General features: G+C 64.4%; 7 protein-coding genes. 2 read left to right on the top strand and 5 right to left on the bottom strand.

Translation table 11 applies throughout. The annotated features are described in order from the left end of the window. Nucleotides 1–105 precede the first annotated feature (105 nt). Both ABNU97_RS05895 and ABNU97_RS05890 read right to left on the bottom strand, forming a co-directional pair. Complete coding sequence (locus ABNU97_RS05895; protein WP_348765820.1) at nt 106–1,764, bottom strand: FAD-binding dehydrogenase; 1,659 nt, start codon at nt 1,762–1,764, stop codon at nt 106–108. A 132-nt stretch (nt 1,765–1,896) separates the two neighbouring features. After that, nucleotides 1,897–3,042 carry an alpha/beta fold hydrolase gene (locus ABNU97_RS05890; RefSeq protein WP_348765819.1) on the bottom strand — a complete coding sequence of 382 codons (1,146 nt, stop codon included), beginning with the start codon at nt 3,040–3,042 and terminating at the stop codon, nt 1,897–1,899. A 143-nt stretch (nt 3,043–3,185) separates the two neighbouring features. On the opposite strand from ABNU97_RS05890, the gene ABNU97_RS05885 reads away from it, so the two are divergent. After that, nucleotides 3,186–4,250 carry an aldo/keto reductase gene (locus tag ABNU97_RS05885; RefSeq protein ID WP_348765818.1) on the top strand — a complete coding sequence of 355 codons (1,065 nt, stop codon included), beginning with the start codon at nt 3,186–3,188 and terminating at the stop codon, nt 4,248–4,250. Nucleotides 4,251–5,173: 923 nt separating this feature from the next. Then, complete coding sequence (locus ABNU97_RS05880) at nt 5,174–6,007, top strand: PHP domain-containing protein (protein WP_348765817.1); 834 nt, start codon at nt 5,174–5,176, stop codon at nt 6,005–6,007. Between the two features lie 2 nt (nt 6,008–6,009). On the opposite strand, the gene ABNU97_RS05875 is transcribed toward ABNU97_RS05880, so the two are convergent. From ABNU97_RS05875 to ABNU97_RS05865, 3 genes are all read right to left on the bottom strand, one after another. Continuing rightward, nucleotides 6,010–7,578 (bottom strand): sulfite reductase subunit alpha, encoded by a 1,569-nt coding sequence (locus tag ABNU97_RS05875; RefSeq protein WP_348765816.1) that lies wholly within the window; start codon nt 7,576–7,578, stop codon nt 6,010–6,012. 81 nt (nt 7,579–7,659) lie between these two features. Beyond that, the gene (locus tag ABNU97_RS05870; protein WP_348765815.1) at nt 7,660–9,597 is read right to left on the bottom strand and encodes a NirA family protein; all 1,938 of its coding nucleotides are present in this window, start codon (nt 9,595–9,597) and stop codon (nt 7,660–7,662) included. A 135-nt stretch (nt 9,598–9,732) separates the two neighbouring features. Beyond that, nucleotides 9,733–12,411, bottom strand: coding sequence for a molybdopterin-dependent oxidoreductase (locus ABNU97_RS05865; protein WP_348765814.1), 2,679 nt, complete (start codon nt 12,409–12,411; stop codon nt 9,733–9,735). Nucleotides 12,412–12,435: the final 24 nt, after the last annotated feature.

Genomic DNA, 12,435 nt, shown 5'->3' with positions numbered 1-12,435 from the left:
GCGTCAGTGTTCGCTACCGTGCAGCAAGCACGCTACGCTCTCACTTCCTTGTCAACCGCGCGCAAAGCACGCCGGCGCGACCGCGACAGGTTATGCAGAGCTTCCCTAGATCTGGGCGGCCGCGTGCCGGCCCGCACAGCGCCCGGAATAGATACAGCCGCCAAGAAACGTGCCTTCCAGCGCGTTATAGCCGTGATAGCCGCCGCCACCGAAACCCGCCACCTCACCTGCGGCATACAGGCCGGCAATCGGCGAGCCCGCCGCATCGAGCACCTGGCCGTCCAGATTGGTATGCAGCCCGCCCAGCGTCTTGCGGGTGAGGATATGCAGGCGAACCGCGATCAGCGGGCCGTTGGCCGGATCGAGCATCTTGTGCGGCGTGGCGGTACGAAACAGCTTGTCGCCGAGGTACTTGCGCGCGCCGTGAATGGCGGTGACCTGCGCGTCCTTTGAATAGGCGTTGTCGATCTGGGCATCGCGGGCGACGATCTGGGCTTCGAGCGTGGCGCGATCGACCAACTCGTTGCCGGCCAGCCGGTTCATGCCGGCGACCAGCGCGTCGAGGTTGTCGGCCACGACGAAGTCCTCGCCGTGCTGTTTGAAGGCCTCGACCGGTGGCGGCGCGCCTTTGGACAGCCGGCTCTTGAGCACTTCGCGCCACTGCTGTGAGGTCATGTCCGGATTCTGTTCCGAGCCGGACAGCGCGAACTCTTTTTCGATGATCTTCTGGGTGAGCACGAACCAGGAATAGTCGTGGCCGGTCGCCAGAATTTCGCGCAGCGTCGACAGCGTATCGAAGCCCGGCAAGCACGGCGCCGGCAGACGCCGCCCCGTGGCATCGAACCACAGCGAGGACGGCCCCGGGATGATGCGAATGCCGTGCATGGGCCAGATCGGGTCCCAGTTCTTGATGCCTTCCGTGTAGTGCCACATGCGATCGCTGTTGATGATCGCCGCCCCCGCGTCGTGCGTAATATCCAGCATGCGTCCGTCCACGTGATGGGGCACGCCCGAAATCATGTGTGCGGGGGCAGGTCCGAGCCGTTCGACCGGCCAGTTCGCACGCACGCGATCATGATTGCCGCCGATACCGCCGGCCGTGACCAGCACCGCCCCTGCGCTGAATTCGAAATCGCCCGCGATATCGCGGCTGGATTGCTGGCCGCGCTCAACCGTGCTCGGCGCAAGAATCTCGCCGGCCACGCCGGTCGCGGCACCGTCGGTCATCACCACGCGGCTGACCTGGTGGCGACATTTGAGCGTGATACGCCCCGTAGCCATATGCTCGCGCACCCGCCGCTCGAACGGCGCGACCGTGCCCGGACCGGTGCCCCAGGTCAGATGGAAACGCGGCACCGAGTTACCGTGTCCGTTGGCCAGCGAACCGCCGCGCTCGGCCCAACCCACGACCGGAAACCAGCGCATGCCCTGCTCGTACAGCCAGGGCCGCATTTCGCCGGCGGCGAATTCGATGAAGGCTTCGGCGACCTTGCGCGGCCAGTAATCCTCGTCGCGATCGAAACCGGCTGAACCCAACCAATCGTTGAGGGCGAGTTCCGGGCTGTCCTTGATGCGCATGCGCCGCTGTTCGGGCGTATCGATCATGAACAACCCGCCGAGCGACCAGAAGGCTTGGCCGCCGACCGAATTCTCGCCTTCCTGTTCGACGATGAGCACCGACTTGCCGGCATCGGCCAGCTCAGCGGCTGCGACCAGCCCGGCCAGGCCCGCGCCAACCACGATACTGTCTGCTCTTTGAGTCATCCGCTGCTCCTCGTCGCACAGGCCCGTGTTACACGCGCGATCGAAATCGCTGTTGTGCATTCGAGTGTAGCCACCCGGCCCATAGGCGGCCAGTCGATTGCGCCCGGCCGGCCCGCGTCGGGCGCGGCGTCGTCAATCCCGGGCGATCAGCCAGTCAGCGATCTCGCCCCAGGTTTCGGTCAACGCGGTTTCGCTGGACACGATGCCGACATGACCGCCGCGGATGGTACGGCAGGTTACATCGTCGCTGGCCACGAATTTCGTCATCGCCTGACTGCAGGACGGCGTAACGATCGGATCGCCGCGGCCGCTTATATTGAGAATCGGCGCCTGCACGTTCGACAGATCAGCCGGCGGATCGGACATGGGCAGACGACCCTCGCCCAGCACGTTGTCGATCCACAGATAATCGATGAAGTCGGCCACTACGCCGCCCGGGTAAGCCACCATGTCGTCCAGAAACGCGGCGTTGGTCGCATGGTTGCTCACATACGCCTCGTCATGGAGATTCGCCGCCAGCCCGGCATAGCTGCGAACCGCTGCCATCGGGCTGGTGGCCTTGAACACCAGCGAATTGAGCACGCCGGGCGAGCGCAGCAGCGTCGGCGGTATGTGGTGGGCGGTCAGCCCGGTCTTGTCGTGCGTCCAGTGGCCGGCACGGGCGAGCGCCTTGTAGCGTTCACCGAGCACGCCGTTGTCGTGATAGTCCACGGGCGCGCCCACCAGCACCAGGTTGGCGATACCTTCTGGCGCGATCGCCGCATGGCACAGGCTGAACAGCCCGCCGAAGCTCCAGCCGTGCAGGTTCAGGCGCTCTACCCCGCTGTGTGCGCGCACGCGATCGAGGGCAGCCGGCAGGAGGCGATCGAAATAATCCGCCAGCTGCAGATCATCCTGGGCACGGCGGGGCCGGCCCCAGTCGACCAGATACAGCTCGAAGCCGCGGGCGCGCAGATACCGCACAAGGCTGCGCTCGGGAAACAGGTCGTAGATGAGCATGTTCACGGCGAGCGGCGGCACGATCACCAACGGCGTGCGCTGGGTCGTTTTCGCGACCTCGACGCGGCTGCCGTCGGCCAGCTCGATTTCGCTTTCCGCGAGCGGCGGGTAATAGCGCAGCGATACCAGGCCATCGTCATGGATGACGTCGAACGGGGTTTGGCCTGCCTGCACCAGCGCCTGCCGATCGAAAACGCGCTGGCGCAGATGCCGCAGGCGGGCGCGACTGCGGACGAGCTCGCGGCCGACACGGTCGCGGGTGGCGGATAGCAGGGACATGGAGGTAACGCCTCGATCTCGAAGGAGGCCGAAGTCTAGGCGATTCTGCTGCGCCGCAACAACTCGATAACGAAGCAGAAATCGGGTTTGAAACCCGGCTCGTCATACCAAACTTCAGCTTACATCTATAGACGGAGCCCGCCATGCAGTACCGCACCCTCGGCAACAGTGGCCTGAAAATCTCCAAGCTCACCCTCGGCACCATGACCTTCGGCGGCGAAGGCTTCATGTCCAAGCTGGGCAACACCGGCGTCGATGAAGCCCGCCGGCTCATCGACATGAGTATCGATCACGGCGTCAATCTGTTCGATACCGCCAATATGTATTCGGCCGGCGTCTCCGAGGAAATCCTCGGCAAGGCGCTGGGCAACAAGCGCAACGACGTACTCGTGACCACCAAGGTGCGCTTTCCCATGGGCGACGGGCCCAACGAAGGGGGCCTGTCGCGCCTGCATATTCGCGAACAGGTCGAAGCCAGCCTCAAGCGGCTGAATACCGAGCATATCGATCTCTACCAGCTGCATATGTGGGACGGCACCACGCCGCTGGAAGAGACGCTGCAGCTCATGGACACGCTCGTCGGCCACGGCAAGATCCGTTACTACGGTATCTCCAACTTCTCGGCCTGGCATGCGATGAAGGTGATGCAGGTTTGCGAACGCGAGGGCTTTACCAAGCCGATCAGCCAGCAGATTCACTACACGCCGCAGGCGCGTGAAGCCGAATACGAGCTCATGCCGATGGCCCACGATGCCGGCCTGGGCACCATGATCTGGAGCCCGCTGGCAGGCGGTCTGCTCTCGGGCAAGTATCGCCGCGACAAGGATGCACCCGAAGGCACGCGCTTTTCCGAAGGCTGGCAGGAACCGCCGATCCACGACGAAAAACGGCTGTTCGACCTGATCGAAACCCTGATCGAGGTCGGCGATGCCCACGGCGTGTCCGCTGCCCAGGTGGCACTGGCCTGGATCACCGAACGCCCCGGCGTCACCACGGCGGTGATCGGCGCCCGCAAGGCCCACCAGCTGGAAGACAACCTCGCCAGCGCACAGCTCGAACTGAGCGCCGACGAGCATGCAGCGATCGAACGCGTGAGCCGGCCGCAGCTGATCTACCCGTACTGGCACCAGGCCATGGCCGCCAGCGACCGCTTCGGCGCGGCCGACTGGGTGCTGCATGCCGATCACGCCGAGGATTATCAGAAGTGATAGTCGGTAGACTCGCCTGAGGATCGGCCGTGAATTACGGCCGACAGACTGCCCCGCGGCATGGAAACGTGCCGTGGGGTTTTTTGTTTCAGTCACCGTCTCGGAGCGGGATGCTCGCCGCACGTTCCCAATCGACGCTGAGTTCAAGCTGAGATGGGTTTTCCTCGCTGCGCCGCGGGAAAAACTCGAGCAATGGGTCAAGGCTTGAAGACTTAAAATCCGAACCGTTCGCTTGCGGAATCGACGTTGCGGGTTAATTTCGGCTTGGGGTTTCGCGCTGCTGCGCGAGTGACTTTCATTTGCTTGTCCAGGTAAGTCACCAAAGCAAAGGACACCCTGTCTTGCGTCGGCGCTACGCGCCGATACCCTCCCATCGCAGCCGGCAAGCGGGACGGCGCTGCGCCCAAGGGGCCCTAATACAGGCAAGCGTCGCTATCGCTCGCTCAAGGTCACGTCTTCTGTAGGTCAGCTTAGCGAAGCGTAAGCCGACAAGAACGCAGCCACAGCCCCAGCATCAAGTACATGGTTGTATGGACGCCGCGCTACGGGCTAGCTGCCTGTACTCGGGCCCCGTGTGGAGCGAACGAGAAGCGCAGGACCGAAGGGTGTCCGGCGCACTGCGCCGGTGCGCGTAGCATGTTAGAGGATCGCCAAAGCGATCCGAGTTCTGCGCGCATCCCTTCGGACCGAGCATCGCAGTGGTTCGGCGCGCAGCGCCGACGCGTAACCCGGGCGTCTTTTCCTTTGCTTCCTTTCGTTTGGACGAGCAAACGAAAGGGAGTCGCGCTGAAGCGCGAAACGAAAGGTTCGACGAACTTGTGAGCGCCGAAAGACGCGCGGCCCTATCCGTTCACATCTTCAATCAACTCGCGGCGAATTCTTGCTTGAGGTTTCGCATCGCTGTCCATGCGACCATACAACCCGTGATCGATCTACACTCCCATTCCACCCGCTCGGACGGTCGCCTGACACCGACCGAACTCGTCGCCCGTGCCGCCGAAGCCGGCGTCGAAACTCTGGCGCTGACCGACCACGACACCATCGACGGCCTGGCCGAAGCCCGCGTGGCCGCGCAGGCCCACGGTATCCATCTGATAAACGGCGTCGAAATTTCGGTGACCTGGCAAAAACGCACGCTGCATATCGTGGGCCTGGCCTTCGACGAAACCGACGCCGGTCTTGCCGGTGGTCTGGCCGCCCTTCAGCAGGTCCGGCGTGAACGGGCCGAACGCATCGCCGCCAAGATCGAGAAACAGGGCGTTGCGAACGCGCTCGATCGCGCCCGCGCGCTGGCCGGCGACGGTCAGATCACGCGCCCGCATTTCGCCAGACTGCTGATCGAAGACGGCATCTGCCGTGATAATGCCCAGGCGTTCAAACGCTATCTACGCCCCGGCCGCGACGCCCATGTATCCGTGGAATGGACCACGCTGATCCGTGCCGTGCAATGGATTCAGGGCGCTGGCGGAATTGCGGTACTGGCCCACCCGTTCGGCTATAACTTCTCGGGCGCATGGCGCCAGCGCGCGGTGACCGCCTTCGCCGCAGCCGGCGGCGACGGGCTGGAAATCTGTACCGGCACCACCGACCGTCAACAGGAAGTCACCGCCGCACGCGATGCCGACCAACACGGTCTGGCCGGCTCCGTTGGTTCCGATTTCCATGCGCCCGAACAGTTCTGGCTCGCGCTCGGCCGCCTGCGCGCGCTGCCGGGCGGCATGCACAGCGTCTGGGACGACCCGCGCTTCGATAACTGAACTCAGTACACGTCGCGCAGATAGCGATGCTCGGAGGCCAGCGTCTCCACATAGCGTTTGGCCTGGGCCTCGTTCATCTGGCCCTGCTCCATCACGATATCGTGCAGGGCCGTGTCCACGTCCTTGGCCATGCGCTCGGCATCGCCACAGATATAAATCACCGCGCCCGCTTCCAGCCAGGCCCAGAATTCGCGTGCCTGTTCGCGCATGCGGTTCTGCACGTACACCTTCTCCTTCTGATCGCGCGAAAAAGCCAGCGTCAGCCGGCTGATCAGCCCCTCGCTGCGCCATTTTTCCAGCTGATCCTTGTAGATATGGTCCTTGGCCGATTCCGGGTTGCCGAAGAACACCCAGTTTCTGCCGGCGTCACCGCGCGCCTCGCGTTCCTGAAGGAACGCCATGAACGGCGCGATGCCGGTGCCGGGGCCGATCATGATGGCCGGGTGATCCGGGTCCTTGTTCGCCCGGAATTCCGCAGTCGGCTGGATATACATCGGCACTTCGCCGTGGCGCGACAGGCGCTTGGCCAGAAAGGTCGATGCCACACCCTTGTAGCCGCGCCCATAGACGGCCGTTTTCACCACGGCGACGGTCGTATGGATCTCCTTGGGATACGGACGCGATGACGACGCAATGGAATACAGCCGCGGCTGGAGCGGGCCAAGCGCATCGATGAGATCCTGCAGCTTCGGCCGCGCGCTGGGATAGACGCGTACGATCTCGAGCAGCGTCTGGCCCTCTTCCACGCCGCGCTCGGCAAGCATGCGCAGGTCCTCGGCCTCGTCGGCGTCGGTGGCCGCCGCGGCGAGCACCGACACCGCGTCGTCGGTCGGCTTGGTGATATCGACGTCCTTGAGCAGGACCTGGCGCAGCAGCTTGTTTTCGCCGTCGTGCGATTTGACCTTTTCGCCGCCCGAGGCGTCGATATCCGCGAGAATCGCGTCCACCGTGCGCGGGTCGTTCTCGGGATAGATGCCCATGGAGTCGCCGGCCTCGTACTCGATGCCGGAGTCGCCAAGGTCGATCACCACATGGCGGGTATCCTTGCTCGAGCCCTCGGCATTGAGCGGCGTGCTCGACTTGAGCTTGGCCATGTAAGGGTTGTCGCGGGTGCCCAGCGGCGCTTTTTTCTTCGGCTTGGGTTGCGGTTTGGGCGTGTCCTCTTGTTCGGCCGCGCCGCCCTTGGCCGCTTCCTGTTCGGCCACCAGCTCCTTGAGTTTGCGTTCGGTTTCCTTCGCGCCCGGCACACAGCGGTTCAAGTCCTCGCCTTCGAAAGCGATGGCTTCTGCATAGGTCTTGCACAGATAGCCGCACTGCCCGCAGTCGAGCTGGGCCATGGCGGCCATGAGCTGGCGCTCGTGGGGCTTGCCTTCCGCCAGCTCCATGCGCTCTTCCATTTCCATGCCCGGATCGTGCCAGGGGAAGGATTCCTTGGCTTCGCCGCCGCCCTGCTCGGCGCCGCCGAGCGAGCCTTCCCAGCCGGCCAGCGCGGAGATCAGGCCGTTGAGCCATTCGCGCTGTTCGGCTTCGAAGGGTGCGTCTTCGGGAATCAAATCGACTTGTGTGGGCATGTGCTACCTCGTGCTCGTTCGGACTGCTACGTCCTTCTCAAACGACTTTTCGCCAACGACTGGTTTCGAAACGACAGAACCTCAGCCCGTACGCTGCCCGTCCTGAGCGGCTTCGGCCTCTTTGGGCGTGCGGTCGTAATCGTCTGTGGCGGCCTCGTCGCGTTCGGTTTTGACCTCTTCCGGCGTGTCGGCCTGTGCCTCGGCTTCGGAATAGGCTTTTTCCTCGGATTCGGCTTGCGCTGCTGCTGCTTTATCCGAACGCTCGGCCAAACGCTTGCGAAGATCATCAATCTCCTGGCGGCGCGCGAAGGCAACGAAGCGCTCGCCGTCGTGGCGTTCTTCCAGATACAGCCCCAGCAGGTTTTCCAGATAAGCGTTCAGGTGTACGACCGGAATCGAGGTCGCCAGCTCGCGGGCGATGCCTTCCTCGCTTTCATAGCCGCCACCGATATAGACATGAAAACCGTCGACCTGGTCGGCCTCTTCCGGATCGTCGGCCTCCGGGTCGGCCACGCGCGCACCGAGCAGGCCGATATCGCCGACATAATGCTGGGCACAGGAGTTCGGACAGCCGGTCATATGAATATTGAGCGGTTCGTCCAGATCGAGCGTGGCTTCGAGATGGTCGACCAGCTTGAGCGCGTTGCCCTTGGTTTCGGCATTGGCGAACTTGCAGCCGAAGCTGCCGGTACAGGCCACCATGCCGGTACGCGCGGGGCTGGCGTTGACGTGCAGGCCGAGCTTCTCGATACCGCCGACCAGCGCGTTCATGTCGGACTTGTCGACGTTGCCCAGCACCAGGTTCTGCCAGACCGTCGTGCGCATCTTGGAATCGGCATAGCGGTCGGCGAGATCGGCCAGGCCGTGCATCTGGGGAATGGTCAGCTTGCCGACCGGCAGCACGATGCCGACATATTGCTTGTCGTCGCCGTGATCGTGGATACCGATATGGCCGGCTTTTTCTACCGGATGCCGCGCTTCGCAGCGCGACAGCGGGTAGCGCCGCAGCGTGAACGGCAGCTGTTTCTGCACTTCGCGCATGAACTTGTCGAAGCCCCAGCGATCAAGCACGTACTTCAGGCGGGCCTTGTCGCGGCTGGTGCGATCGCCGTTGGCCAGAAACACGTGGAGCACGGCATGGGCCACGGCCACGCATTCCTCGGGCTTGAGCATGACGCCGGTATCGCGGGCAAAATCCTTGTGCCCGGTGATCCCGCCCAGACCCATCCGGAAATAGGGCCGGCGTGGGAGCGGGCCGTCGGCTTTCGGCAGCACGGCCGAAAAGCCGATGTCGTTGGTGCCCTCGAGCGCGCTGATACGGCCACCGCCGTCGAAGGCGATATTGAACTTGCGCGGCAGCCCGTAGAGCTCGCGATGGTTGAGAATGTGGTGGTGCATCTGCTTGCAGTACGGCGTGACATCGATCAGCTCGTCCGGGTCGATGCCGGCCAGCGGGCTGCCGGTGATGTTGCGGATGTTGTCGCCGCCCGAGCCCTGGACCACCAGGCCGACATCGGCGAGACCGGTGAGCACGTTGATCGGGTCCTTGGCGCCGATCTCGCGAATCTGCAGATTGGCGCGGGTGGTGACGTGGGTATAGCCGCCGCCGTAGGTTTCAGCCAGGTCCGCGACCGCGCGGAACTGGTGCGACGAGAAAATACCGCCCGGCATGCGCAGCCGGCACATATAGCTGTCCTGATTGGGCGCGACATAGAACATGCCGCGGCCCTTCATGAGGAACACGTCGTCGCCTTTCGGGTATTCCCCGGCGTTGGCCAGCGACACCATCTCGTTCCACATGTCGTTGGGGTTGAGATCGGCCTTGGCCTGTTCCTGGCTGGTCAGCTCGCCCCCCATCGCCTGCGCACGAATACGCGCCTGGGAATGGAAGTCATCCGGGCGCAGGCGTTTACCCGCGGTCAGCCCGGTCATACCCGGCACGCCCCGGGCAATATGCAGCCCGGCGGTCACGCCCTTGAGATAGCGCTGCTGTTCGTCGTCGAAACTTTGGTCGGTCATATCGAACTCCGGCTCTCGATCCGGCTTTGAGTCGTAAACGGAAGCGATCCGCACTGTGTGAATGGTGTTGTCGCGCCCAACGGCTGTGCTTGCCCTGCGTGCATCTGCGCTAACCGGCAAGCGTGCGTGTCGGTGCTATTCATCTGCCTGGGCCTCGGCGATGAGCGACGCGATTTCGGGCTTGCAGGACCCACAGTTGGTGCCGGCATCGAGTGCCTTGCCCACGGCCGCCACCGAGTCCAGGCCCTGCTCGTCGATCGCACGTAGGATCGTGTTGCGCCCGACGCCGAAGCAGGAACACACCTGCGGACCCGGATCGGCGCCCGGGTCGGCCGGGCGGCCGGCCAGCAGACCGATACGCTCGGCCTCGTCGACGGGTTCGCCGGTGAACAGCCCGGCCAGCCAGCTGCGCTCTGGCAGCGCCGCGGGTTCGGGGGCGACGAATACACAGGCATCGATATGGCCGGCGTCCATATGCGCGGCGCGATAGCGCCCGGCTGCCGGGTCGGCGGCTTCCAGCCAGTCGGTGGTGCGCCGGTCGATGCCGATCCAGCGACGGGCCTTGCCCGCCAGGTCCTCGGGCGCCTGCAGGCCGGCGATTTCGTAGCGATAGAAACGCTCGCCGGGTATCTTCACCCAGTAGTCGATATCGGACTCGCCGGCCAGCCGTAACGGTCGGCTGGCGAGGATGAAGCCATGCCAGGCCGCATCGAAGGGCGCGATCGCAGCCGGCGTGTGCTTGAACTCCGGCTCGCCGGAAATCGGGCAGACCGCCGGATTGGCGAGCGCGCCGACGCGTGCACGGGCAGCAAACTGATCGTTCCAGTGCATGGGCACGAACAGCGTGCCTTCGCGCTGCCCGTCGGTGACGATCACGCGCACATGCGCTTCGCCCAGCGCGGTCGATACGGTCGCGATGGCGCCGTCGATCACGCCGTAGCGTTCGGCATCGCTCGGATGCACTTCGACGAACGGCTCGGGGATATGGGCCGACAAACGCGCAGACTTGGCGGTCCGCGTCATCGTGTGCCAGTGATCGCGTATCCGCCCGGTATTGAGTGCCAACGGGTGTTGATCACTCACCGCGTTGGCCGGTCCGCGCGGCGTGACCGCCACCAGATGGGCCCTGCCGTCGCTCGTCGGGTAGACGCCGTCGACAAACAGACGCCGACTGTCTTGCGGTGCCGGCATGGCCCCGACCGCACGAAACGGTTTGTCGGCACGAACAGGCCAACGAAGCGGCTCGAGTCGGTCGTACGCCTGATCGGTGAGTTCAGCCAGCCCTTCGAGATTGAGCACACGCTCGCCGTCGTTCTCGAAGGCGGTGAGTGCGGCATGCTCGCGAAATATCGACGCGGCGCTGTCGAAGCCGAAACCTTCGCCAAAGCCCATCCGGCGGGCGACGTCGCAGATGATGTCCCAGTCGGCACGCGTATCGCCCGGCATCGGCAGGAACGAACGCTGGCGCGAGATGATGCGTTCGGAGTTGGTCACCGTGCCGCTTTTCTCGGCCCAGGCCGCGGCCGGCAGCAGCACATGGGCACGGTTGACCGTATCGGTATGGCGCATGCAGTCCGACACGGCCACGAATTCGCAGGCTTCGAGCGCGCGCCGGGCGCGATCGGCATGCGGCAGGCTCACCAGCGGGTTGGTCGCCATGATCCAGACCGCCTTGATCTCGCCGCGCTCGATCGCCTCGAACAGCTCGACGGCCTTGAGCCCCGGCTCGCTCGCGATCGCCGGCGAATTCCAGAAACGCTGCACCCGCTCTGCCGCATCGAAGCCCATATGCGCGGCCAGGGTGCTCGACAGTCCGCCCACCTCACGCCCACCCATGGCATTAGGCTGGCCGGTGATCGAGAACGGGCAGGCACCCGGCTTGCCGATACGGTCGGTCAGCAGATGGCAATTGAGAATGGCGTTGACCTTGTCGGTGCCCGCCGAGGATTGATTCACCCCCTGGGAAAACACCGTCACCGTGCGCTCGGTATTGGCGAACAGCTCGAAAAAGGCGGCGACGGCGTCACGAGCCAGGCCGCAGGCCTCGGCCACGGCGTCGATATCGCCGATCTTGCGCGCCTCGGCGACGGCGTCCTGCGTGCCGGGTAGATCGCTGGTCACACCGTGCTCGGCCAGATAGGCCAGCAGGCCGTTGAACAGATGCACGTCCGTACCCGGCGCCAGCGGCAGATGCAGATCGGCGCCTTCGGCGGTGGCCGTACGGCGCGGGTCTATCACGACGAGTTTCTTGTTCGCATCGTTTTCCTGTGCCGCGACGATGCGCTGATAAACCACCGGATGACACCAGGCCGTGTTCGAGCCGACCAGCACCACCAGATCGGCGAGCTCCAGATCCTCGTAGCAGCCCGGCACCACGTCCTCGCCGAAGGCCCGCTTGTGACCGGCCACCGCCGACGACATGCACAGGCGCGAGTTGGTATCGATATTCGCCGAGCCGATATAGCCCTTCATCAGCTTGTTGGCGACGTAGTAGTCCTCGGTCAGCAGCTGACCGGATACATAGAACGCCACCGCCTCGGGGCCGTGCTCGGCGATGATCTCGCCAAAGCGTGTGGCAACCTCGTCCAACGCCTCGTCCCAGCTGGCCCGGCGGCCGTCCACCATGGGATACAGCAGCCGATCACTCAGGCCTACGGTATCGGCCAGGGCCGTGCCCTTGGAGCACAGCCGGCCCTGATTGGAAGGATGCCTCTCGTCGCCGGCCACGCGCACGGCGTCGTTCTCGAGCACGGCGTTGACGCCGCAGCCGACGCCGCAGTAGGGACAGGTCGTGCGAGTGGTCGTCGTTTCCATCACGCCGCCTCCGCCTCGTTTGCA

It is taken from the genome of uncultured Salinisphaera sp. (assembly GCF_964012375.1).
Classification (GTDB): Bacteria; Pseudomonadota; Gammaproteobacteria; order Nevskiales; family Salinisphaeraceae; genus Salinisphaera.
Note: the sequence above shows the minus strand (reverse complement) of the source record. Positions and strands in the feature narration are given on the sequence as shown.